This is a genomic window from Xylophilus sp. PBN-3R (genome assembly GCF_057747805.1).
Genome location: NZ_CM173225.1, coordinates 339366 through 362024, shown reverse-complemented (window position 1 = coordinate 362024; position 22659 = coordinate 339366). Strand labels below are relative to the sequence as shown.

Sequence of the window (22659 nt, the reverse complement as noted above, 5' to 3'; positions counted from 1 at the left end):
CGAATTAACGCTTCGAGAATTGCTTGCGACGACGGGCGCCGTGGAAGCCGACCTTCTTACGTTCGACTTCACGGGCATCGCGGGTCACGAAGCCGGCTGCGGACAGCACGGGCTTCAGGGTCGCGTCCCAATCGATCAGGGCACGGGTGATACCGTGGCGGGTTGCACCCGCTTGACCGGATTCACCGCCGCCATGCACGTTGACCTGAATGTCGAAAGTTTCGACATGGTTGGTCAAAAACAGGGGCTGCTTGGCAATCATGATCGAGGTTTCGCGGCCGAAGTACGCTTGCACGTCCTTGCCGTTGACCGTGATCTTGCCGGTGCCTTTTTTGATAAACACACGGGCGACGCTGGATTTGCGACGGCCGGTGCCATTGTTCCATTCACCAATCATTCGGGGCTCCTCAGATTTCCAGCGCTTGCGGCTGCTGGGCGGTATGCGGATGTTCCGCGCCGCCGTAGACCTTGAGCTTCTTGATCATGGCGTAGCCGAGCGGACCTTTGGGCAGCATGCCCTTGACGGCCTTTTCGAGTGCGCGGCCAGGGTGCTTGGCTTGCAGATCGCGGAAGGTGGTGGCAGTGATGCCGCCGGGATAGCCCGAGTGACGGTAGTACACCTTGTCCAGGGACTTGGTGCCGGTGACCTTGAGCTTGGCTGCGTTGACGATGACGATGAAATCGCCGGTGTCGACGTGAGGCGTATAAATGGCTTTGTGTTTGCCGCGCAGACGGAGGGCAACTTCGCTGGCTACCCGTCCGAGGACCTTGTCGGTCGCGTCAATCACAAACCACTCGTGCACCACGTCAGCGGGTTTTGCGCTGAATGTAGACATTTGCATGCTTTCGAGTGAGTTTCGGCATTGGTCCTTTTCCGCGGTCGGCGTTTCTCTGAAGGAAACCTCTTAGGCGGGGGCAGCGAAACTGCTTTTTCCACGAACTTTTGAAAGAACGTTCCAGAACAGATCCACAAGCTTCGCCGCGGGACCTGCCAAACGCTGCGAAGCCCTCCATTATAGAAAGTTATCCAGCAAGGGAGCAAGCAGCCTTTTCGCTGGTTACCATCGACACTTATGTTCAGCTATCGACACGCCTTCCACGCCGGTAACCATGCGGATGTGCTCAAGCACACGACGCTGATCGGCATCCTGCAATACATGGTGCAGAAGGAGGCGGCGCTGACGGTGATCGACACCCACGCCGGAGCCGGCCTCTACCGGCTCGACGGCGACTACGCCACCAAGAGCGGCGAGTCCCTCGAAGGCATCGGCCGGCTGCGCGCTTTTTTTGCAGCCGCGGGGGCGCCGGAACCCGCCGCCCTGTTGCGTGACTACCTGTCGCTGGTGGCCGAATTCAACCGTGGCGACGGCGCAACGGTCTATCCCGGTTCGCCGTTCGTGACGCAGCGCCTGCTGCGCGAACGTGACCGCGACCGCATCAAGCTGTTCGAGCTGCACCCCACGGATGCCCGCGCCCTGGCCGGCAACATCGCCCAGCTGGATGTCGGCCGCAGCGTGGCAGTCCTCCGCGAAGACGGCTTCGAAGGCCTGAAGAAATTCATCCCGCCGCCGGCCCGTCGCGCATTGGTGCTGTGCGACCCGAGCTATGAGATGAAGGCCGATTACGGCCACGCGGCCGCCATGGTGGCCGACGGTCTCAAACGGTTTTCGACCGGCACCTATGCCGTCTGGTATCCGATCATCGGACGCGCCGAGGCACACGACCTGCCGCGCCGCCTCAAGACCTTGTCCAACCAGGCACGCAAACCCTGGCTGCATGCAACCCTTACCGTAAAGGGCGGCACCACGGCTCCGCCCGTCGCCTTGCCGGGCGTGGACCACAAACGGCCGGGCCTGCCGGCCAGCGGCATGTTCATCGTCAACCCGCCCTTCACCCTGAAGGAGCAATTGGCCGAAGCACTGCCGCAAATGAAAAAAGCCCTGGAGCAGGACTCCAGGGCCTCGTTCACGCTCGAATCGGGCGGCTGAACCTTTCCGGTCCGCCGCCCTTGCCGGGCGGTATCGATCAGAAGCGGTGGCGGATACCCACGGCAACGCTGTTGCCCTTGCTGTAGTTGATGTTGCCGGTCAGCTTGTCGTACATCAGATTGGCATAGACATCGGTGCGCTTCGACAGGAAGTAGTCGTAGCCGATGGTCGCGGTCACGCGTTTGCCGGGCACGGTGGCGGCGTTGTTGTCCAGCTTGGTGCTGGCGACGCTGGCCAGCAGCTTGCCGGCGCCGATCGGGGCTGAGGCACCGATCTGCGTGGTCTTGAACTCCACGGCGCTGACGTCCGCCTTGGTCTGGCCGTAGGTCAGGAAGCCCTTCACCACGCCTGCGTCGTAGCTGCCGCCCAGCAGCCAGTCCTTCTTGGTCTCCAGCGCGGTGCCGGTGGTGATCAGCGTGCCGGCGGTGGCGTTGTAGTTGTTGACCTGGTCATGTTCGTAGTAACCGGTCAGCGCGAACGGGCCGTTGAAGTACAGGGCGTTGATGCCCAGGTTCTTGCGGTTGTCGTTGTTGGTGCTGCTGTTCTGCTCGCCGAACTGGTAATGCAGGTTGACGGTCAGGCCGCCGAAAGTGGGCGTCGTGTAGATGACTTCGTTGGACCAGCCGGTGTCGGCCGGGGTGCTTGCGGCCCAGTTGGTGCCGTTGAACAGGCCGACGTTCTTGTGCAGGACCAGCGGCGAGAAGTTGAACGAATCGCCGAAGGGGTTGAACAGGATGGTCGGCAGGAAGTTGGGCGCCAGGCCGCGGCCCAGGGTCACCGCACCGAAGCCGCCCGACAGGCCGACGTTGGCGTCACGGGTGAAGAACTGGTCGCCGGTGAAGCGGCCCGGGGTACCGGTGTCCATGCGCTGGAACGAGGTCAGCTTGAAGTTGGCCTTCAGGCCGCCACCGAGGTCTTCGGTGCCGGTGAAACCGAACCACGAGGTGGTCATGCCGCCGCTGCCCAGCAGGTTGGTACGGCCGGTGTCACCGGGCTGCTTCTGCGAAGCGACGTACAGGTCGACCAGGCCGGTCAGGTTCACCGTGCTCTGCGCCCGGGCGCCCGAAACACAGGCCAGGCCGACGCATGCGGCGATAAGCGACTTCTTCATGGTGTGTGGCTCTCTTGAAGGGAATGAAAAACGAATGGCTTGTGAAATTTCGTAAGCGAGTACGCAAAGCCCATGCCAGCCCAACGTTCATTACAACCGTGCGACAGATCTCCAAAAAAGCGCACGCGCTCGCGTATGCACTTTTTGTATGCACTTATTCGCAGCGCGTCTGCCCCGAGACGGGGCGCTCCAGGGCGACGTTCTGGACCCCCATGCCCACCATGGCGAGTTCTTCGGCCGCGGCCTGGCTGATGTCGATTACCCGGCGCCTGGATGCAGGCCCCCGGTCATTGATCCGCACCATCACCGCTTCGCGGTTGGCAAGGTTGCGCACGCAGATCAGCGTGCCGAAGGGCAAGGTGCGGTGGGCTGCGGTGTGATCGGCCATGTCGAAACGTTCACCGCTGGCCGTGCGACGCCCCTGGAAGCGACTGCCGTACCACGAGGCACCACCGCGCTCGAACTCCTCGCCCGGCGCTGCGCGCTCTTCTTCGGGGTCGACGGCGTTGTCGGCCGTCACCGCCGCGACCCGCGACTGCGCGCCGGCTGTCGGTGTCTCGGGCAGGCGTTGCAGCGGTGCCAGCGGCGGCCGCGCCGACGCACGGGCGACCGGCGGGTCAGCGGAAGCCGGGGGCGGGTTTACCGGTGTTTCGACCGCGCAGCCCTCGATCGCCGCGGCGACGAAGGCCAGCGCGGCGACCACCGACAACAGCCGGGCCGCAGGCATCGTCATTCGCTGCGACCGAGCCGGTCCAGCAGTGCCAGCGGCGCGACCGACTGGTTCATGGTGTAGATGTGCAGACCCGGCGCGCCGCCGGCGGCCAGCTGTTCGCACAGGTCGGTCACCACGTCCAGCCCGAAGGCGCGGATCGATGCGACATCGTCTCCGTAGGCCTGCAGCCGCAGCCGGATCCACCGCGGGATCTCGGCGCCGCAGGCATCCGAGAAACGCAGCAGTTGCGTCGAGCTGGTGATGGGCATGACACCGGGCACCACCGGCAGCTCGACACCCATCGCCAGGGCATCGTCGACAAACCGGAAGTAGGCATCGACGTTGTAGAAATACTGGGTGATGGCGGTATCGGCGCCGGCACGGGCCTTGGCAGCGAAGGCCTCCAGGTCGGCCTGCGGGGACCGGGCCTGGGGATGGACTTCCGGATAGGCCGCCACTTCTATGTGGAAGGCATCGCCGGTTTCTTCGCGGATGAAGGCCACCAGGTCGCTGGCATAGTTGAATTCGCCGCCGATGCCGTAGCCGCTCGGCAGGTCGCCGCGCAAGGCCACCAGGCGCTTGACACCCATGGTCCGAAGTTGCTGCAACTGTTCGCGCACCGAGGCGCGGGTGGCGCCCACGCACGAGAAATGCGACGCGGCGTCCATGCCCTCGGCCAGGATCTCGGCCACCGTGGCGAAAGTGCCTTCCTGGGTGGAGCCGCCGGCGCCGTAGGTCACCGAGCAGAACTCCGGCCGGTGCGCGTAGAGCGCCTGGCGCACCGCGCGCAACCTGACGGCCCCTTCGGCGGTCTTGGGTGGAAAAAACTCGAAACTGACCGGGGAAACCAGTGCGCTCATCGCGCCCTCCCTGCATGAATGAAAAATTCGCGGTTGCCGTCGCCGCCGACGATGGCGCTGTCCAGCCAGTGCCGCACCTCCAGCTCCGCGTCGTCACAGGCCTTGCGGATACGTGTCTCGACCACCGCATACAAGCATGCGTCCCGCACGATGCCGCCCTTGCCGACCTGGCCGGGCTGCAACTCGAACTGCGGCTTGACCAGCATCAGCAGGTCGCCATCCGCCGCAAGCAAGGGCGCCAGCGCCGGCAGCACCAGCGTCATGGAGATGAACGACAGGTCGCCCACGATCAGGCCGAACCCGCCGTCGGGCGCGCAATCGTCCAGGTCGGCCGTCGTCAGGGCCCGTGCGTTCAGGCCTTCGAAGGCCCGTACCCGCGGATCGTGTGCAAGAGAGGCATGCAACTGCCCATGGCCGACATCCACACCGACCACCCGCGTCGCGCCGTGGCGCAGCAGGCAGTCGGTGAAACCGCCGGTGGACTGGCCAACGTCCAGGCAGGCGCGGCCTTCCGCCGATACAGCCGCCTCGCGCAGCGCCGCTTCCAGCTTCAGACCGCCGCGCGACACATAACGTGCCTCGGCGGCATCGGCCAGTTCCAGTTCCGCGCCATCGATGATCTCGTCGCCGTTCTTGCCCGCGGTACGCCACGGACCGGACGCCACCCGCCAGCGCAGGCCGGCGGCTATCAGCCGCTGCGCCTGCGAACGCGTGGTGGCGATGCCACGTTCGACGAGAAGTTGATCAGCCCGCATGCCTCGGTCGAGGTGTGCGGATCAATAACGGTAGGTGTCCGGCTTGTAGGGGCCGTTCTTGTCCACGCCGATATAGGCGGCCTGTGCGTCCGTCAGCACGCTCAGTTGCGCATTCAGCTTGGACAGCTGCAGGCGCGCGACCTTTTCATCCAGGTGCTTGGGCAGCACGTAGACCTTGCCGGCTTCGTAAGCGTCCGGCTTGGTGAACAGTTCGATCTGGGCGATGGTCTGGTTGGCGAACGACGACGACATCACATAGCTGGGGTGGCCGGTGCCGCAGCCCAGGTTCACCAGGCGGCCCTTGGCCAGCAGGATGATGCGTTTGCCGTCCGGGAAGATGATGTGGTCGACCTGCGGCTTGATCTCTTCCCACTGGTACTTCTCGAGCGAGGCGACCTCGATCTCGTTGTCGAAGTGACCGATGTTGCAGACGATCGCCTGATCCTTCATCACCACCATGTGTTCATGGCGGATCACATCCTTGTTGCCGGTGGTCGTCACGAAGATGTCGGCCTTGTCGGCGGCATATTCCATGGTGACCACGCGGTAGCCTTCCATCGCGGCTTGCAGGGCGTTGATCGGATCGATCTCGGTGACCCACACCTGCGCCGACAGGGCACGCAGCGCCTGGGCCGAGCCCTTGCCCACGTCGCCGTAGCCGGCGACGACGGCCACCTTGCCGGCGATCATCACGTCGGTGGCGCGCTTGATGCCGTCCACCAGCGACTCACGGCAGCCGTACAGGTTGTCGAACTTGCTCTTGGTGACCGAATCGTTGACGTTGATGGCACGGAACAGCAGCGTGCCCTTTGCCGACATCTCGTTCAGGCGGTGCACGCCGGTGGTGGTTTCCTCGGTCACGCCGATGATCTCGGCGGACTTCCGGGTGTACCAGGTGCCGTCTTCTGCGATCTTGGCCTTGATGGCGGCGTAGAGGATGCGTTCTTCCTCGCTGGTCGGGTTGGCCAGCAGCGACAGGTCCTTCTCGGCCTTCTGGCCCAGGTGCATCAGCAAAGTTGCATCGCCGCCGTCGTCCAGGATCATGTTGGGGCCTTCGCCCGCCTCGCCCTTGCCGGCGAATTCGAAGATGCGGTGGGTGTAGTCCCAGTAGTCTTCCAGCGACTCGCCCTTGATGGCGAACACCGGCGTGCCGTTTTCGGCGATGGCGGCGGCGGCGTGGTCCTGCGTGGAGAAGATGTTGCACGAAGCCCAGCGCACGGTGGCGCCCAACGCTTCCAGGGTCTCGATCAACACCGCGGTCTGGATCGTCATGTGCAGCGAGCCGGTGATGCGCGCGCCCTTCAGCGGCTGGGCCTTGGCGAACTCGTCGCGGATGGCGATCAGGCCGGGCATCTCGGTTTCGGCGACACGGATTTCCTTGCGGCCCCAGGCGGCAAGCGTGATGTCGGCGATGGCGGTATCGGCTGGGTTGGATGTCTTGAGGGAAGCGTTCATGGTGGCTCCGGTAGGCAGGTGGATCAGCCACCGGCACCAGACGCACGAGAACGAAAGACTCGCTCGCCGTCAGGAACCGGTGGGCGAGCGTCGTTGCTTTGATGAATTCCGAGCCTCACGCCTGATGGCGCTGCAACGCTCCTCGGAAAACGCGAATTATAGGGACGCCGGCAGCCGATGCGACAATCATGGGTTGCGTTCCCCGGCCGACCAAGCGCCGGAAACCGCCTCCGGAGAAGCTCCTTGTCATCGAAATTCCTGGCGGAAACCCGCCGCCGCCGCACCTTTGCGATCATTTCCCACCCTGACGCGGGCAAGACCACGCTGACGGAAAAACTGCTGCTGTTCTCCGGCGCGATCCAGATCGCCGGCTCGGTGAAGGCCCGTAAGGCCAGCCGCCATGCCACCTCCGACTGGATGGAAATCGAGAAGCAGCGCGGCATCTCGGTGGCTTCTTCGGTGATGCAGATGGCCTACCGTGACCATGTGGTGAACCTGCTCGACACGCCCGGCCACAAGGACTTCTCGGAAGACACCTACCGTGTGCTGACCGCGGTCGACTCGGCGCTGATGGTGATCGACGCGGCCAACGGCGTCGAAGCCCAGACCCGTCGCCTGATCGAAGTCTGCCGCCAGCGCGACACGCCCATCATCACTTTCGTCAACAAGATGGACCGGGAAGTGCGCGAGCCGCTCGACATCCTCGACGAGATCGAACGGGAACTCGGCATGCCCTGCGTTCCCATGACCTGGCCGGTCGGCCAGGGCAAGGCGTTCGGTGGCATCGTCAATCTGCGGACCCAGGCGATGACGGTTTTCGAGTCGGGTTCGGAACGCCTGCCGCAGGATTTCGAGACCGTGCCGCTGACCGAGCAAAAGTCCCTGCGCGAACGTTTTGGCGCCGAATGGGACGTCGCCATGGAAAGCATGGAACTCGCCACCGGCGCCTCGCCCACCTGGGATCGCCAGGCTTTCCTCGCGGGCAAGCAGACGCCGGTTTTCTTCGGCTCCGGCGTGAACAACTTCGGCGTGATGGAAGTGCTCGATGCGCTGGTCGACCTGGCGCCGTCGCCGCAGCCGCGCATCAGTACCACGCTCGTCAACCGCCAGCCGGTGGTGAAGGAAATCCGTCCTGAAGACGAAGACTTCGCCGGCGTGGTGTTCAAGGTGCAGGCCAACATGGACGCCAATCACCGCGACCGCATCGCATTCGTGCGCATGGCTTCGGGCAAATACACGCCCGGCATGAAACTCAAGGTGCAGCGGACGGCGAAAGAGTTGCGGCCCACCTCCGTCGTGACCTTCATGAGCCAGCGCCGCGAGGCAGTGGATGAAGCCTATGCCGGCGACATCATCGGTTTCACCACCCACGGCGGCGTGCAGCTGGGCGACACCATCACCAACGGTGCGGCCCTGCAGTTCACCGGCCTGCCCTTCTTCGCACCCGAGCTCTTCATGACCGTGATCCTGAGGAACCCGCTGCGCACCAAACAACTGCAGCAGGGTCTGGCGCAGCTGGGTGAGGAAGGCGCGATCCAGGTATTCAAGCCCGACGCGGGCGGCGCGATGCTGCTGGGCGCCGTCGGCCAGTTGCAGTTCGAAGTGGTGCAGCACCGACTGAAGGCGGAATACGACGCCGACATCCGCCTGGAGGGTTGCCAGTACACCGGCGCCCGCTGGATCACCGCCGACAACGCCGCCGACCTGCGCGCCTTCACCGACGCCTACCCCCTGCGCCTGGCGCACGACGCAGCGGATACGCTGGCCTACCTGTGCACCAGCCCGTACGACGTTCGGCTGGCCCAGGAACGTTTTCCCAAGATCCATTTCCACCCGCTGCGCGAGCATGCGGGCCTGGCGCTGCAGAACGCCGGCTGACCGCCCGCCATGCTTGCGACACCCGACCGCAGCACAGGCATCCGCGTGGTGCCGCTGCACCGCGGCCTCACCAAGGACCGGAACCCATGAGCCGCCGGCTGACTTGCCAGTTGCTGAGTTTCGCGGCGGTGGGCACGGTCGGCTTCTTGGTCGATGCATCCGTGCTGTATGCGGCGGCGGAACATCTGGGCTGGTACCTGGGGCGCGTCGTTTCATTCTGGGCCGCCGCCACCGTCACCTGGCTGCTGAACCGGCGCTACACCTTCGAACCGGCAGACCCGGCCTGCACGGCGAGGCACGGCTGGAGGCGTCAGTACGCCCGTTACATCGTCTCGATGCTGGCCGGTGCGGCGCTCAATTACCTGGCTTACGTCCTCGCCCTGCAGGCGGGCGTGCATCCGATTGCAGCAGTGGCGCTGGGAAGCCTGGCCGGCCTTGCGATCAACTTTTGCAGCGCTCGCTGGATGGTTTTCAGACAACGAAGGAAACACACCCCTTGCAACCATTGACCGACTGGCCCTTGCAGACCCGGCGCGACCTGATCGGTGTCATGACCGACATCGACGACACCCTCACCACCGAAGGCGTCATCACGCCGGACGCGCTCGCCGCGCTGCATGCCCTGCAATCCGCCGGCCTGCACCGGATCGCCATCACCGGGCGTCCGGTGGGCTGGAGCCTTGAATTCGCCACAACCTGGCCGCTCGATGCGCTGGTGGCCGAAAACGGCGCCGTGGCGCTGGTTTCGGCACGCGCCGCCGACGGCACGGTGTCGCTCGCCAGGCACTACCGGGACGATGCCGCAACCCGCTCCACCAATTTCCGGCGACTGCAGCAGGTGCTGGAACGGATCGAGCGCGAGGTTCCCGGCGCCGTCCGTGCCACCGATTCGGCAGGCCGCGAGACTGACATCGCCATCGACCACAGCGAGTTCACCCACCTCGACGACGCCCGCATCGCCGAAGTCGTTGCGTTGATGCGCTCCGAAGGACTGCACGCCACGGTCAGCAGCATCCACATCAACGGCTGGCTCGGCGACCACGACAAATGGGTCGGTGCACGCTGGATCGTGCGCACCCTGCTGGGCCGCGACCTGGAAACCGAAATCGACCGCTGGGCCTACGTCGGCGACTCGACCAACGACCAGCTGATGTTCGAGGCCTTCGACAACAGCATCGGCGTGGCCAACGTGCGGCGCTTCGTGCCGAAATTGCGTTGCCTGCCGCGCTACGTCTCGACCTCCGAACGCGGCACGGGGTTCGCGGAAGTCGCCGCGACGGTGCTGGCCGCGCGCCTGGCACCGTAGTGCCGGCGGATTTATCTTCGGCTGAAAGATTTTGATTTCGGTTTCCTGTGATGTTGATACCCGGCAATTTCTAGAGTCGATTTCTGGAGAATGGTCGACACGTGTTTCGACCGATCCAGCTTCAACGCCAGGAATATCGTCATGCTGCCGGACAAACCTACTTTCCAATCGACACCACCCAGTCCAAATTTTTCAAGCACGAAAGGAAAAGACAGCAAGCCGTCGATCGAAACGACAAAACCGCATGCATTTTCGAATATCGACAGCCTGCTGAGCAACCTGGTTGTTCAGGATTCGCATCACGAACCGGACCACGCATATTTTGTTCAAGCCGGCGCCCGAACCGACGAGGGCACGGCTATCGACCGGCATTTGCGATCCACCATCCTGCAATCGAAATATTTTCGCGAGCTCTCCCAGTCGGCGCCGCTCGACATACTGGACATTCTGGGTTATGCCTTCAATCCTCGCCACTCAGGCGGGCCTGCTTTCCGGGATTTCGAAAACCTCAAGGCGCAGTTGATGCAAATTGAATCCGCCGACGCGAAGTCGGTGGGCAAGGCACTCAAGAACGCCGTGTGGTCCGCCGCTTTCCAACATGTCGCCGCGGCTGCCAATCCGGCTGTAGCGGCAGCGGTTGCCGCAGCGCAGGCGCAGCTGGATTCGAACGGCAATTACCCGGCTTTTTTGGCAAAGAACCAGGCCATCATCGGCGAACTCGTCGATGCAACGAGAATCGCCACGCCCCCGGAAACGCCATTACTGACCAACGCCGAATACGGTGCGCTGCGCGCCGATATCGCGCAGGGCACATTTGCCGACCATTCCTCGTTTTCGGCTTTTCTGCTGGACAAGGTGGATCGCGACATCTTCCGGCAACTCGTGGATGAATATCCAGAGCATAGTTTCCAAGTCGGGGAATACCATTCGCCAGCGCGATTCGGCCCCTACCTGAGCGGCGGGGTCAGTGACAGATTCCGCAAAAATCAGGCACTGATAGAAACCTACGCCCGGCTCATCGTCAAGAAACTTGCCAACGACCCGGCCCTGCACCGACTGGCACAGGCCCACGACGTCGAACCAGGCCGGATCGACGCCCTTCTCTCCAATGGCTTGCTGCATTTTCACCATATGGTCGAAACGCTCGGGCTGGAGCATCTTTCGGTATTCACCCACAGCGTACGAACGTTCGTTGCACGGCAACCCACCACCCTGGAAGAGTGTGAGGAAATCCTGAGTCACAGCTTTCTGTTGAGGCAGGGCAAAAATTGTGCGTTCGGCCGCGGCACCGGACCCCATACCGAAATAGCACGGGTCGTCACGTTCTACATGCAGATATTGCCCTTGATGGTTCGCCCGGAATCGAAATTGAAAATGGGCACGGCCCTGAAAAACATGATTCTCGAATTCAAACTGACCCATACCGGAGAAATTGCGAGAAAACAGAATATCCGCGGTGCGATGCACAAAGCACTCATGGCATCGGCGCATACCTATATCGACCACTGGTACGGCTTCATGACCGATCCGTTCGCCGTCAAGAATGCAAAGCCGGCGCAGGTACCCACACCGGTCGCCGCGACTGCATCGGCTTCCGCAGGCGCGTCCGGCGCGGGCGCGCATGCCATGCCGGATTCGATGCAACGCTACAAGGATGCGGTGGACGAACTGGACGAAGGTGTCGGGCTCGAACACAACGAGGCCGGGTTCGTTTCCGGTGGCGCCTACGTGGAGCGCACGACTGCGCTCTACCAGGTGATGAAGGCCGAACAGACCGCGCGCAACGCCGGCCGCCCGTTCGACCGTGCCGGCTTCGTCGGCGCCAGCACGGATCCCCACGTCGTTTCTTCCGCTGCCTATCTCGAGGCGCTGTTCAAAACCTGGCCACCAGTCTGAAACGCCGGCTCAGGCCTGCGGCAGACGCACGGTGAAAACCGTGCCGCCGCCCGGCCGGTCGTCGGCCGACACATCGCCGCCCTGCTGCAAAACCAGCGCCTGCACGATGGACAGGCCCAGCCCGACTCCTTCGCTGTTGCGATGCAGTGGCTTCTGAAACCGCCTGAAGGGGTTGTGCCGCATGTCTTCGGGCAGGCCGGGACCATCGTCGGCTACCGACAGCACGGCCTCGTTGCCGTCGATATCCAGGGAAACCTTCAACCAGCCGCCCTGCGACGCGTGGCGCAAGGCGTTTTCGACCAGGTTGGTCAGCACCTGGCGCATGCGGTCGCGGTCGAGCGGCACCAACACTTCGGACACCGCGGGCACCCATTCCAGCACCACGCCCCGCGCGGTGATGCGGGGCTCCATGCCGGTCAGGGTGTCTTCGACCAACGCGACCAGATCCAGCGGTGCCCGTTGCAGCGACAGCCGGCCAGCTTCGGCCACCGACAGCGTGTGCAGGTCGTCGACCAGCCGGCCCAGATGTTCGACTTCGCCCAGCAGCCGTCGGAATTCGGTCTCGTCGGCGTCGATCACACCGTCGCAGACCGCATGCAGTCGCGCCCGGAGAACGGCCAGCGGAGTGCGCAGTTCATGAGAGACCGCGGCCGCAGTGGCCTTGCGTTCGCGCTCCAGGCCTTCCAGCGCATCGATCATCTGGTTGAAGTCGCGCACCATGCCGACGATTTCACCCTTGGCACGGCCCGGCTCGGCACGCACCGAAAAGTCTCCGGAACCCACCCGCCGCGCGGCTTCGGCCATCGATGCGAGCGGCAGCGTGACGATGCGTGACACCCAGAACCCGACACCCAGCCCGATCGGCAGGCACACGAAGAGGCCGATCACCAGCGACCACTTCTCGCCGAACAGCAGGTCGCCCTTCCAGTACTGGCCGTAGATCTCGACAGCTCGCGGGCTGTCTTCCATGTCGAGGTCGTTGAGGGCGTCGAGCTCGACCCGAACCGGCTGCGGGAGCGCGCCGTAGAAACTGCGGTATTGCAGCTCGGCGAACAGCATCACGCTGGCGCCCAGCAGGCCCATGGTGACCAGCACCGTGCCGGCGATCCAGAGCCCGAACCGGACCCAGATGCGTTCTATTCCCCGGGCCACAGGCGGTAGCCGATGCCGCGCACCGTCTCGATCAGTTCGCCGTTGTCGGCCAGTTGCAGCTTGCGGCGCAGCTTGGAGAGATGGGAATCGATGACCCGGTCGAGTGCGTCGCTTTCGGGCAGGCAGGTCTCGATGAGGTGGCTGCGCGAGAAACATCGGCGCGGTTGCGCGGCCAGGCAGGACAGCAGCCGGAATTCGGTCAGCGTCAGTGGCAAGGTCTCGAAACGGCCGTCGGCGTTCTGGGCGCGGGCGATGTGGGCTTCTTCGTCGATCTCCAGCCGGCCCACCTTCAGCACCGCCTGCGCCTTGGGCTGCTGCCGCGCGGTGGTGCGCCGCAGCACCGCCTTCACACGGGCCACCACCTCTGGCGGGCTGTAGGGCTTGACCACGTAGTCGTCGGCGCCCATGCGCAGCGCCAGCAGCTTGTCGACGTCGTCGGCCAGCGCGGTGACCATGATGACCGGCGTGTCGTCCTCGGCGCGGATGTTCTTCAGCACGTCTACGCCGTCCATGCCGGGAAGATGGATGTCCAGCAGCACCAGCGCCGGCCGTTCCTGCGCGAACGCGGCCAGGCCGGCCTGGCCGTCGGCGGCGCAGTGGGTGCGGAATCCGTCGCGCCGCAGGTAGGCGACGAGGATGTCGGCGATGGCCGGTTCGTCCTCGACGACCAGCACCAGGGGTCCGGTGGGGGCTAGGGTGGCATTCATGCTGATGCGCGGCATTATGGGTCGTCAGAATCGAAGCGTCCGCTCACATGGCGCGACGTCCCGAACTCCGAGCGGGCCATTGGCAGGCCGCGCCGGGGCGCCTCCACGTTTCCTCCACATTCCCTGCACTGCCGCGCAAGCACCGGCCGGTCCAATGCAGGCTCGATGATTTCCGTGCCGCACCGCTCCACTATCGCCCTGCCGTTTTCGCGTGCGGAAGCGGCCGTTGCCGTGGCGGCCCTGGTGCTGACGCTGGCCGGATGCGGCGGCATGGCCCCACCCACCCTGCCGACCGACCTGCCCGCCGCCTGGAACCACGCCGCGCCCGCGGTCGCACCCGGCACGCCGCCGGTCGATCTGCAGTCCTGGTGGAAGCTGCTGGGCGATCCGCAGCTCGACCGGCTGGTGGACGAAGCCCTGACACAGAACATCGACGTGGCCAAGGCCGGCAGCAAGCTGCGCCAGGCGCGTCGGCTGGCCCTGCGCACCGATGCGCCCTACCTGCCGACCGTTTCCGCCAACATGCGCAGCCTCCAGGACGTGTCGGCCACCGACTCCTACCTGCACGCAAGCCTCGACGTGACCTGGGAACTCGGCCTGTTCGGCATGCGCGAAAGCGCGCAGCAGATGGCCAAGGCCGAACTCGACACCAGCGAAGCCGCGGTGCAGGCAGCGCGGGTTTCGGTCGTCTCCGAAGTGGTCCACCAGTACCTGACGCTGCGCGGCGCCCAGCGCCAGACCGCCCTGCTGGAACAGCTGCTGACCATCGACGGCCGTGCGCTCGACCTGTCGGGCGTGCGCGCCCGCAGCCGCGTCGGCGCCGCCAGCGAAGCCGACGAAGCCAGCGCGCGCCAGGCCCAGACCGCCGCCCTGCTGCCGCCCTCGCGCCAGGCCGCCGTGCAGGCGGCGCAGGCGCTGGCCGTGCTGCTGGGCCGCACCGCGCCCGACGCCGCATGGATGCAGCCGGCCCGACAGCCCCAGCTGGGCGCGGTCGCCGTGGCGCAACTTCCTTCGGACCTGCTTCGTGTGCGCCCCGACATACGCCAGGCCGAAGCCGCGGTGCTGCAGGCTGCCGGCGAACTGGGCGTCGCCAACGCCGAGCTGTACCCGCGCATCTCTTTCGGCGCCTCGTACCTCTACGCCTTCAACATCACGCAGAACCGGCGCGCCTCGACCACCGACCAGATCCCCGCATTCGGTCCCTTCATCGACCTGCCGCTGTTCGACTGGGGCCTGCGCCGTGCACGTGCCGACGCCCGTGGCGAAGCACTGCAGGCCAGCGTGCTGGCCTATCGCCAGACGGTGCTGCAAGGCGTTTCCGAAGCCGAGACCGCGCTGTCGGCGCTGGCCCAGCAGCGCGAACGCCTGATCCATCTCACCGACGCATCGGCCGCGCTCAAGCGCCGCTCGCGCAGCCAGCGCAGCCTGCTGGCCAGCGGTCTTTCGAGCGACTACGAACAGCTGTCCTTCGACCGCTCCGCGCTCCAGGCCGAGGCGGAACGCAGCGCAGCGCAGGCTGCCCAGTCGCTGGCTTTCGTCGACCTCTACAAGGCCCTCGGCGGCGCACCGTTTCCGGCAGTCGACACCAGCGCCGTGGCATCCACCGCCCCAGCCCCCGAGGTGGCCCGGTGATCGCGCTCGCCCGCAAGACCCTGGTCTACGAATGGCGCCGTTTCCTGCCCGCCGTGTTCGCGCTGGGTTTCTCGGGCGTGCTGCTGACCGTGCAGGCCGCGCTGGTGCTGGGCATCTTCGACAGCGCCGCCCTGTATGTCAGCGAGTCGTCGGCCGATGTCTGGGCCGGTTATCCGGGCACCCAGAGCGTCAGTTTCGGCCGCGCGGTGTCGCCCGATGTCGAGATGCGCCTGCGGATGGACCCCGACGTGACCGACGTCGAGCCTTATCAGTGGGTCGAAAGCGACTGGCATACGGCCGGCACGACCGGCGGCACCGTCGGTGTCTATGTATCGGGCATCCGCACCCAGGCCGAGGGCATGCTGTTTTCCGAACTGCTGCCCGTCAGCCTGCGCCAGCGGCTGGACGAGCCCGGTGCCGTCATCGTCGACCGGGCCGACCTGGACCAGCTCGGTGTGGTGATCGGCGGCCGCGGCGACATCGGCGGCCACCAGGTTCGTGTGATCGCCGCACTGCCGGGCCTGCGTGCGCTGGGCGGCGTCAACGTGCTGGCCTCGCTCGACACCGCCCGCGGCATCGCCGGTGCCGATGTGCCGCGCGGCGCCACCTATTACGTCGGCAAGGTGCGAAGCGGCGTCGACCCCGCCGCCGTGCGCGCCCGCCTGCAACCCGACCGCGCCTTCGGCCCGTTCCAGGTCTGGACCGCGGCCGAATTCGCCCGCCAGTCCCAGCATTACTGGCTGTTCGGCACCGGGGCAGGCGTCGCGGTGCTGTTCATGGCCGTCATCGTGTGTGTCGTCGGCGCGGTGGTCACCAGCCAGTCGCTGATGGGCGTGGTGGCTTCTTCGTCGCGTGAATACGCCGTGCTGCACGCCCTGGGCGCCAGCATGGTGGCGCTGGGCCGGGTGGTCGTCGAACAGGCCTGCTGGGTCGGCGGCCTCGGCCTGCTGATGGCCAGCGTCCTCAGCGCGGCCCTGCTTTCGGTGGCCGGCAGCCAGGATGTTCCGGTCGCCATGAACCTGCGGGTGTCGCTGCTCTGCGCCGCACTGGTCGCCGTGCTGGCCCTGGTGTCCGGCCTGCTGGCCATGCGCGGCTTGCTGCGCGCCAATCCGGCGGAGTTGCTGCGGTGAGTGTCATCAGCCCCAACCAGCGCCCGAACGCCGCGCCGCGCCGCGCCGTCGCGCCGACGCTGGAAGCCCGTCGGGTCAACAAGTCATTTGTCACCGGCGTGGTGCGGGCGCAGGTGCTGCACGGCCTGTCGGCGTCCATCTATCCGGGTGAACTCACGCTGATTTCCGGTCCGTCCGGCTGCGGCAAGAGCACGCTGCTGTCGCTGCTGTCGGGCCTGCAGGCGCCGGACGCCGGCGAGGTGCGGGCCCTTGGCGAAGACCTCGCCAAGATGGACAAACGCGCGCTCGAGCGGTTCCGTCTGCTGCACACCGGCTTCGTGTTCCAGGGCTTCAACCTGTTCCCGGCCCTGACCGCCCGCGAACAGGTGCAGCTGCCCCTGGGCTACCTGGGCATGGACAACAAGAAGTCCGCCGCTCGTGCCCTGCAGGTGCTGGACGAAGTCGGCATGGCACACCGCGCCGACCTGCGCCCGGCCCAGCTTTCCGGCGGCGAGAAACAACGGGTGGCCATCGCCCGGGCACTGGCCAAGGAACCGCAATTGCTGTTCGCCGACGAACCCACCAGCGCGCTGGACGCCGAAAACGGCCAGCGCGTGATCGACATCCTGCACCGCATCGCGCGTTCGCACGGCACCACCGTGCTGTGCGTCAGCCACGACCCGCGCGCGGTGCGCCACGCAGACCGCGTGCTCAGCATGGAGGACGGCCTGATCTGCAACGACTGGCAGCCCGCCGACACGCTGGGCCGCGCCGCTTCTGGAGCCCACGCTTCGTGAATTTCCATCCCAAAGAGTTCGCCCTGCGCGCCGTGCCGCTGCTCGCCGCCCTGATGCTGGCAGCCTGCGGCGGCAGTGACCGGCCCATCGCCATCGCGCAGGCCCAGGGCCAGGCCCAGATGCCCGCCGGCCCCCGCAGCATCGCCATCGCACGCGGAAAGATCGAAGTCCAGGGCGGCCTGATCGAACTCGCCGCACCGGCCAATGGCCTGGTCGAGTCGGTCACCGTCAATGAAGGCGACACGGTCAGAAAGGGCCAGCCGCTGGTGCGGCTGGAGGCCGATGCCGCCCGCGCCGACGCTACCGTCTTCGAGGCCGAACTGAAGGCGGCGCAGGCCCGCCAGCAGGCCCAGTCGGTGCGGCTGCCGGCAGCCCGCCAATACGCCGCACGCCTGGCCGAGGCCGCCGCGGCCGGCGGCATCGACCGCCAGCGCGCCGACGACGCCCAGCAGGCCGCCCGTGAAATCGAAGCCGCTGCCGCCGTGGCTGCCGCCGATGTCCAGGTGGCCGCCGGAAAGCTTGCCCAGTCGCGTGCCCTGCTGTCGCGGCTGGTGCTGTCCGCACCTGCCGATGCCACGGTGGTGCGCCTGTCGGTGCACGCCGGCACCCGGGTCGATGCCCAGTCCGGCCACAGCCTGCTGGTGCTGCTGCCCAACAAACCGCTGATGGTGCGTGCCGAACTCAACGAGAGTTTTGCGTCGGCCGTGCGCCCCGGCATGGTCGCCGAGGTGACGCTGGACAGCACCGTCGGTGCCGCCTCCCCGTCGCGCCAGGCCAAGGTGGTCCGCGTGGCGCCGCTGGTCGGCCCCACGCGGCTCGAGGACGACGGTGCATCGCGCGCCGGTCAGCGGGTCGTCGATTGTTTTCTGGTTTTAGAGCAGGCGCCTGCAGCAGGCGCGAACGGGTCCGTCGCATGGCGCGTCGGCCAAAACGTCAGGGTGAACTTCCATGAATGAAATGCTTGTTGTCGACGCACCGGTTTCCAAGCCCGCCCTGCGCCGCTCCATCCCCATCGCACCGGCTGCGCCGGTTTCGCCGACCTCAGGCCAGGCCCGCCAGCCGGCCGACGGCCCCTGGACCATCCAGTGCGACTTCGACGGCACCATCAGCGTCGAGGACGTCACCGATTCCCTGCTGCAGCGCTTCGGCAAACCCGGCTGGATCGAACTCGAAGACGCCTGGGAACGCGGCGAAATCGGTTCGCGCGAATGCATGAAGGGCCAGGTTGCCCTGCTCGACATGTCTCTGTCCGAACTGCAGGCCCATCTGGCGACTATCCAGGTCGACCCGCACTTCGCCGCCTTTGCCCGCGCTGCCCGCGCCATGGGCCTGCCGGTGCAGGTGGTGAGCGACGGCATCGACCACTGCATCTCCACCGTGCTGGCGCTCAATGGCCTGGGTGACCTGCCGGTGTATGCCAACCGCCTGGTGCAGACCGGCGCGCGCAGCTGGCAGCTGCAGTCGCCGCATGCCAACGCCGCGTGCGTGCGCGCCAGCGGCAACTGCAAGTGCGAACGCGCCGCCACCGCCCAGAATGTCGGCGGCCGGGTGCTGTTCGTCGGCGACAGCACGTCGGATTTCTGCGTCTCTGGCAAGGCCGACTTCGTGTTCGCCAAATACAAACTTATCGACTATTGCCGCACCCGCGGCATTCCGCACGCCGTGTATGCCGACTTCGGCGAAGCGCTGGCCCTGCTGCCCGCCACGGTCAGCATGTCCGCCGCGAGCATGGCCGCCTGAAGACTCCCCCATGACAGCCGCCCTGAACATCGCCCGCGACACAGCCGCCAACGACGACGCCCGCTACGCCGCAGCGCCGGCCGGCGTCTGTGTCACGCCGCATGAATTCTTCCTGCAGGGCAGCGGTGCCGCAGGTCGCACCGGCGTGCTGCTGGTTCACGGCCTGACCGGCACCCCCAACGAAATGCGCCTGCTGGCGCGTGGCCTGAACAAGGCCGGCTTCACCGTCTACGCGGTACAGCTGGCCGGCCACTGCGGCACCATGGACGACCTGCTGGCCACCCGCTGGCAGGACTGGTACGGCGCGGTCGAAGCCGGCGCCGAACGTCTGCGCGGCCAGGTCGACCAGATGGTGGTGGCGGGTCTGTCGATGGGCGCGGTGCTGTCGCTGGCTCTGGCCGAGGACCGGCCAGAGCTGGTGCATGGCGTCGCAGCGCTGTCGGTCATCTTTCGTTATGACGGCTGGAGCATGCCGGTCTACACCCGCATGGGCGACTTCCTGCTGCCACTGTTCCGCGCGCTGGGCATCGGCAGACACAAGGTGTTCATGGAGCAGCCGCCTTATGGCATCAAGGACGAGGCGCTGCGCCGCCAGATCGTCGCGCAGATGCATGCTGGCGACAGCGCGGCGGCCGGCCTGCCGGGCAATCCGTGGTGGTCGGTGGTCGAGATGCGTGCCCTGTCGCGCCGCGTGCTGAGCCGTCTGTCGCTGGTCAGCGCGCCCTGCCTCGTCATCCACGCGCGCGAAGACGATGTCGCCACGGTGGACAACGCCCGTGCCATCGTCCGTGGCGTGAAACACGCGCCGGTCGAACTGGTGCTGCTCGACGACAGCTATCACATGGTGACGGTTGACCGCGAGCGCCGCACCGTCATCCGCCGCACCGTCACCTTCGTGCAGGGCCTGCAGGGCGCGGCTGCATGAGCGTCCTGGTCGGGGTGCTGTGGGTGCTGAACGTGCTGGTCGACAGCGCCGGCCAGTTGGCGTTCAAGGCCGCTGCCGGCGACCCGCATGCCGGTGACGGACTGGCCCGCTGGAAGTTCATGGCGGCGCGACCCTGGCTGTGGATCGGCGTCGCCTGCTACGTCGCCGAATTCGTCGTCTGGCTGGCCTTCCTGTCGCTGGTGCCGCTGTCCGAAGGCGTGCTGCTGGGCTCCATCAACATCGTCGCCATCATGGTGGCCGGCCGACTGCTGTTCAAGGAAAAGCTCTCGCCGATGCGGGTGACCGGCATCGTGCTGGTGTCCATCGGAGTGGCCGTCGTCGGTCTGCCGGGTTGATCACTATGAGCAAGAAGTTCTACATCATCGGTTTCCTGGTGCTGATGGCATTCGACACCCTCGCCCAGCTCAGCTTCAAGACTGCCGGCATGCATGCGCTGCCGCTGGAAATGAGCCCGGCCTGGCTGGCCCGCGTGTTCGGCCAGCCCTGGATCTACGGCGCCTTCATCGGCTACATCGGTGCGTTCTTCACCTGGATGACGCTGCTGAAACATGCGCCCATCGGGCCGGCTTTCGCCGCGTCGCATCTCGAGATCATCTCGGTGCTGGCCCTATCGGTCTGGCTTTTCGACGAAACCATCGGCTGGCCGCAGATCGTCGGCGGGCTGTTCATCGTCGCCGGTATCGGCTGCCTGGCGGTCTCCGAAACCGCGGACGACGAACCCACCGGCGGAGCCGCCCTGGCGCATGACTGACAAGACACCCAAAACCGAATTCGACGTTCCGCCCACCGCCGGCCTGCCCCTGCTGAAGTCCGACCTGGGCTGGCGCGGCGACGCCGACCTGGCCGGCGCGCTGGCGCGTTTCATCGGCGCCCCCGAGGTGCTGGTCGAATGCTCGGGCACCTCGGCGCTGGTCATCGCGCTGACCACGCTCAGCCGCATGGCGCCGCAGCGCCGCACTGTCGTCGTGCCCGCCTACACCTGCCCCCTGGTGGCCCTGGCCGTGGCACGCTGCGGCCTGAAGCTGGCGCTGTGCGACCTTCAGCCGCAGTCGCTGGACCTGGACCCCGGCGCCCTCGCCGCGCTGTGCGGGCCCGACACCCTCGCCGTGCTGCCCACCCACCTGGGCGGCCGGGTCAGCGACGTCGCGCGGGTGCGCATCCTCGCCCGCACCGCCGGTGCCTGGGTGATCGAAGACGCTGCCCAGGCGCTGGGCGCCAGGGTCGGCCGGCGCAGTGTCGGGCTGGACAGCGACATCGCCTTCTTCAGCCTCGCCGTCGGCAAGGGACTGACCATTTTCGAAGGCGGCGTGCTGCTGGCGCGCGACGCCGGACTACGCGGCAAGCTGCGTGAGGTGTCTGCCGAGCTGGCACCGCACAAGCCCGGCTGGGAACTGCGCCGCAGTGCCGAACTGCTGGGTTATGCCGCGCTGTACCGGCCTTCGGGCCTGCGCCGCGCCTATGGAAATCCGTTGCGCCGTGAACTCGCCAGGGGCGACTGGGTGGCGGCTGCAGGCGACGACTTCGACACCGACATCCCCATGCACACCGTCGGCCGCTGGCGCCGGGCGGTGGGCGTTCGTGCGTTGGCCCGGCTGCCCGCTTTCCTGGCTTCGGCCGCGGAACGCGGACGGCGCCGGGCGACCCGCCTTTCCGCCAACAGGGGCCTGAAGGTTTTGGGCGACAGTCCCGCCGTCACCGGGGCCGCCGGCAGCTGGCCGGTGCTGATGGTGCTGATGCCCGACGCCGCCTCGCGCGACCGCGCCATCGGCCAGTTGTGGGGCGCTGGCTGCGGCGTCTCGCTGCCGTTCGTGCACACCCTGGCCGACTACGAACGTTATGCCTCCGTAGTGCCCGCCGCCGCACACGACGCGCTGCCCAATGCACGCGATCTGGCCTCGCGCCTGCTGGCGATCAGCAACAGCCCGTGGCTGGACGAGACCGGCTTCGAGAACGTCTGCCAGGCGCTCAAATCAGCATGCCTTTCTTCTCGATGAAGGCCACCACTTCGGCCAGGCCGGCGTTGGTGCGGAGGTTGGTCATCACGTAGGGACGGTTGGGCCGCATGCGTTTCGTGTCGGCCTCCATCACCGACAGGTCGGCGCCGACATAGGGCGCCAGGTCGGTCTTGTTGATGACGAACAGGTCGCTCTTGGTGATGCCGGGGCCGCCCTTGCGCGGGATCTTTTCGCCGGCCGCGACGTCGATCACATAGATGGTCAGGTCGCTCAGTTCAGGACTGAAGGTGGCGGCCAGGTTGTCGCCGCCGGATTCGACGAACACCACGTCGGCGTCCGGAAATTTCTCCAGCATGCGGTCGATGGCTTCCAGGTTGATCGAGGCGTCCTCGCGGATCGCCGTGTGCGGGCAACCGCCGGTTTCCACACCCTCGATGCGCTCCGCGTCCAGCGCGCCGCTGACCGTCAGCAGGCGCTGGTCTTCCTTGGTGTAGATGTCGTTGGTGATGGCCACCAGGTCCCATTTGTCGCGCATCGACTTGCAGAGCATTTCGAGCAGCGTGGTCTTGCCGGATCCGACCGGGCCGCCGATGCCGACCCGCAGCGGCGGGAGTTTCTTGGTGCGGTTGGGGATGGTGTGGAAGGCGGAGGTCATGGGTT

The 22659-nt window shown here is 66.2% G+C and carries 24 protein-coding genes and 1 riboswitch; of the genes, 14 read left to right on the top strand and 10 right to left on the bottom strand.

The annotated features are described in order from the left end of the window. Positions 1-4: 4 nt before the first annotated feature. Together rpsI and rplM are read right to left on the bottom strand one after the other, a co-directional pair. Positions 5-397, bottom strand: a complete 393-nt coding sequence (gene rpsI / locus AC3ANW_RS01760) for a 30S ribosomal protein S9 (protein ID WP_488343492.1) — start codon at positions 395-397, stop codon at positions 5-7. A gap of 10 nt (positions 398-407) precedes the next feature. Continuing rightward, positions 408-836, bottom strand: a complete 429-nt coding sequence (gene rplM / locus AC3ANW_RS01755; RefSeq protein WP_318632129.1) for a 50S ribosomal protein L13 — start codon at positions 834-836, stop codon at positions 408-410. Between the two features lie 237 nt (positions 837-1073). Between rplM and AC3ANW_RS01750 the strand changes: the two genes are divergently transcribed. Continuing rightward, positions 1074-1988: a 23S rRNA (adenine(2030)-N(6))-methyltransferase RlmJ gene (locus tag AC3ANW_RS01750; RefSeq protein ID WP_488343491.1), complete on the top strand. Its 915-nt coding sequence runs from the start codon at positions 1074-1076 to the stop codon at positions 1986-1988. 37 nt (positions 1989-2025) lie between these two features. Here AC3ANW_RS01750 and AC3ANW_RS01745 read toward each other — a convergent pair whose 3' ends face one another. The 5 genes from AC3ANW_RS01745 to ahcY all read right to left on the bottom strand — a co-directional run bounded on the left by AC3ANW_RS01745 (position 2026) and on the right by ahcY (position 6881). Then, positions 2026-3099 (bottom strand): porin, encoded by a 1074-nt coding sequence (locus tag AC3ANW_RS01745; protein ID WP_488343490.1) that lies wholly within the window; start codon positions 3097-3099, stop codon positions 2026-2028. A gap of 154 nt (positions 3100-3253) precedes the next feature. Continuing rightward, positions 3254-3832 carry a septal ring lytic transglycosylase RlpA family protein gene (locus tag AC3ANW_RS01740; protein ID WP_488343489.1) on the bottom strand — a complete coding sequence of 193 codons (579 nt, stop codon included), beginning with the start codon at positions 3830-3832 and terminating at the stop codon, positions 3254-3256. Beyond that, complete coding sequence (metF, locus tag AC3ANW_RS01735; protein ID WP_488343488.1) at positions 3829-4671, bottom strand: methylenetetrahydrofolate reductase [NAD(P)H]; 843 nt, start codon at positions 4669-4671, stop codon at positions 3829-3831. The genes AC3ANW_RS01740 and metF overlap by 4 nt, the downstream gene beginning before the upstream one ends. After that, on the bottom strand, positions 4668-5426 hold the full coding sequence (locus AC3ANW_RS01730; RefSeq protein ID WP_488343487.1) for a TlyA family RNA methyltransferase: 759 nt from the start codon (positions 5424-5426) through the stop codon (positions 4668-4670). Before AC3ANW_RS01730 ends, metF begins: the two co-directional genes overlap by 4 nt. Before the next feature lie 21 nt (positions 5427-5447). Next, entirely contained in the window at positions 5448-6881 is a 1434-nt protein-coding gene (ahcY, locus tag AC3ANW_RS01725) for an adenosylhomocysteinase (protein WP_488343486.1), read from the bottom strand. Positions 6882-6959: 78 nt separating this feature from the next. After that, positions 6960-7031: riboswitch (S-adenosyl-L-homocysteine riboswitch) on the bottom strand. A gap of 93 nt (positions 7032-7124) precedes the next feature. Here ahcY and AC3ANW_RS01720 point away from each other — a divergent pair. The 4 genes from AC3ANW_RS01720 to AC3ANW_RS01705 all read left to right on the top strand — a co-directional run bounded on the left by AC3ANW_RS01720 (position 7125) and on the right by AC3ANW_RS01705 (position 11961). Next, the gene (locus AC3ANW_RS01720; protein ID WP_488343485.1) at positions 7125-8759 is read left to right on the top strand and encodes a peptide chain release factor 3; all 1635 of its coding nucleotides are present in this window, start codon (positions 7125-7127) and stop codon (positions 8757-8759) included. 86 nt (positions 8760-8845) lie between these two features. Then, positions 8846-9268 (top strand): GtrA family protein, encoded by a 423-nt coding sequence (locus AC3ANW_RS01715; RefSeq protein ID WP_488343484.1) that lies wholly within the window; start codon positions 8846-8848, stop codon positions 9266-9268. After that, positions 9256-10065 (top strand): HAD-IIB family hydrolase, encoded by an 810-nt coding sequence (locus AC3ANW_RS01710; RefSeq protein ID WP_488343483.1) that lies wholly within the window; start codon positions 9256-9258, stop codon positions 10063-10065. The genes AC3ANW_RS01715 and AC3ANW_RS01710 overlap by 13 nt, the downstream gene beginning before the upstream one ends. A 141-nt stretch (positions 10066-10206) precedes the next feature. Continuing rightward, positions 10207-11961, top strand: a complete 1755-nt coding sequence (locus AC3ANW_RS01705; RefSeq protein WP_488343482.1) for a hypothetical protein — start codon at positions 10207-10209, stop codon at positions 11959-11961. A 9-nt stretch (positions 11962-11970) separates the two neighbouring features. On the opposite strand, the gene AC3ANW_RS01700 is transcribed toward AC3ANW_RS01705, so the two are convergent. Together AC3ANW_RS01700 and AC3ANW_RS01695 are read right to left on the bottom strand one after the other, a co-directional pair. After that, complete coding sequence (locus AC3ANW_RS01700) at positions 11971-13113, bottom strand: sensor histidine kinase (protein WP_488343481.1); 1143 nt, start codon at positions 13111-13113, stop codon at positions 11971-11973. Then, positions 13098-13820 carry a response regulator gene (locus AC3ANW_RS01695; protein WP_488343480.1) on the bottom strand — a complete coding sequence of 241 codons (723 nt, stop codon included), beginning with the start codon at positions 13818-13820 and terminating at the stop codon, positions 13098-13100. The genes AC3ANW_RS01700 and AC3ANW_RS01695 overlap by 16 nt, the downstream gene beginning before the upstream one ends. A 165-nt stretch (positions 13821-13985) precedes the next feature. Here AC3ANW_RS01695 and AC3ANW_RS01690 point away from each other — a divergent pair, with 165 nt between their 5' ends. From AC3ANW_RS01690 to AC3ANW_RS01650, 9 genes are read left to right on the top strand one after another with little or no spacing between them, the layout of a single operon-like run. Continuing rightward, entirely contained in the window at positions 13986-15452 is a 1467-nt protein-coding gene (locus AC3ANW_RS01690; protein WP_488343479.1) for an efflux transporter outer membrane subunit, read from the top strand. Beyond that, positions 15449-16582 (top strand): FtsX-like permease family protein, encoded by a 1134-nt coding sequence (locus AC3ANW_RS01685; protein ID WP_488343478.1) that lies wholly within the window; start codon positions 15449-15451, stop codon positions 16580-16582. Before AC3ANW_RS01690 ends, AC3ANW_RS01685 begins: the two co-directional genes overlap by 4 nt. After that, positions 16579-17358, top strand: coding sequence for an ABC transporter ATP-binding protein (locus AC3ANW_RS01680; protein WP_488343477.1), 780 nt, complete (start codon positions 16579-16581; stop codon positions 17356-17358). Before AC3ANW_RS01685 ends, AC3ANW_RS01680 begins: the two co-directional genes overlap by 4 nt. Next, entirely contained in the window at positions 17355-18314 is a 960-nt protein-coding gene (locus tag AC3ANW_RS01675; RefSeq protein WP_488343476.1) for an HlyD family secretion protein, read from the top strand. The genes AC3ANW_RS01680 and AC3ANW_RS01675 overlap by 4 nt, the downstream gene beginning before the upstream one ends. After that, on the top strand, positions 18307-19098 hold the full coding sequence (locus AC3ANW_RS01670; RefSeq protein ID WP_488343475.1) for an MtnX-like HAD-IB family phosphatase: 792 nt from the start codon (positions 18307-18309) through the stop codon (positions 19096-19098). Before AC3ANW_RS01675 ends, AC3ANW_RS01670 begins: the two co-directional genes overlap by 8 nt. 10 nt (positions 19099-19108) lie before the next feature. Beyond that, complete coding sequence (locus tag AC3ANW_RS01665) at positions 19109-20023, top strand: alpha/beta hydrolase (protein ID WP_488343474.1); 915 nt, start codon at positions 19109-19111, stop codon at positions 20021-20023. After that, positions 20020-20379, top strand: a complete 360-nt coding sequence (locus AC3ANW_RS01660) for an EamA family transporter (protein WP_488343473.1) — start codon at positions 20020-20022, stop codon at positions 20377-20379. The genes AC3ANW_RS01665 and AC3ANW_RS01660 overlap by 4 nt, the downstream gene beginning before the upstream one ends. A 5-nt stretch (positions 20380-20384) precedes the next feature. Further along, positions 20385-20795, top strand: a complete 411-nt coding sequence (locus AC3ANW_RS01655; protein WP_488343472.1) for a DMT family transporter — start codon at positions 20385-20387, stop codon at positions 20793-20795. Continuing rightward, positions 20788-22038: a DegT/DnrJ/EryC1/StrS family aminotransferase gene (locus tag AC3ANW_RS01650; RefSeq protein ID WP_488343471.1), complete on the top strand. Its 1251-nt coding sequence runs from the start codon at positions 20788-20790 to the stop codon at positions 22036-22038. The genes AC3ANW_RS01655 and AC3ANW_RS01650 overlap by 8 nt, the downstream gene beginning before the upstream one ends. Here the strand turns inward: AC3ANW_RS01650 and ureG are convergent. Beyond that, positions 22010-22654: an urease accessory protein UreG gene (ureG, locus tag AC3ANW_RS01645; RefSeq protein ID WP_488343470.1), complete on the bottom strand. Its 645-nt coding sequence runs from the start codon at positions 22652-22654 to the stop codon at positions 22010-22012. The two genes, AC3ANW_RS01650 and ureG, sit on opposite strands and share 29 nt — an antisense overlap. Positions 22655-22659 lie beyond the last annotated feature (5 nt).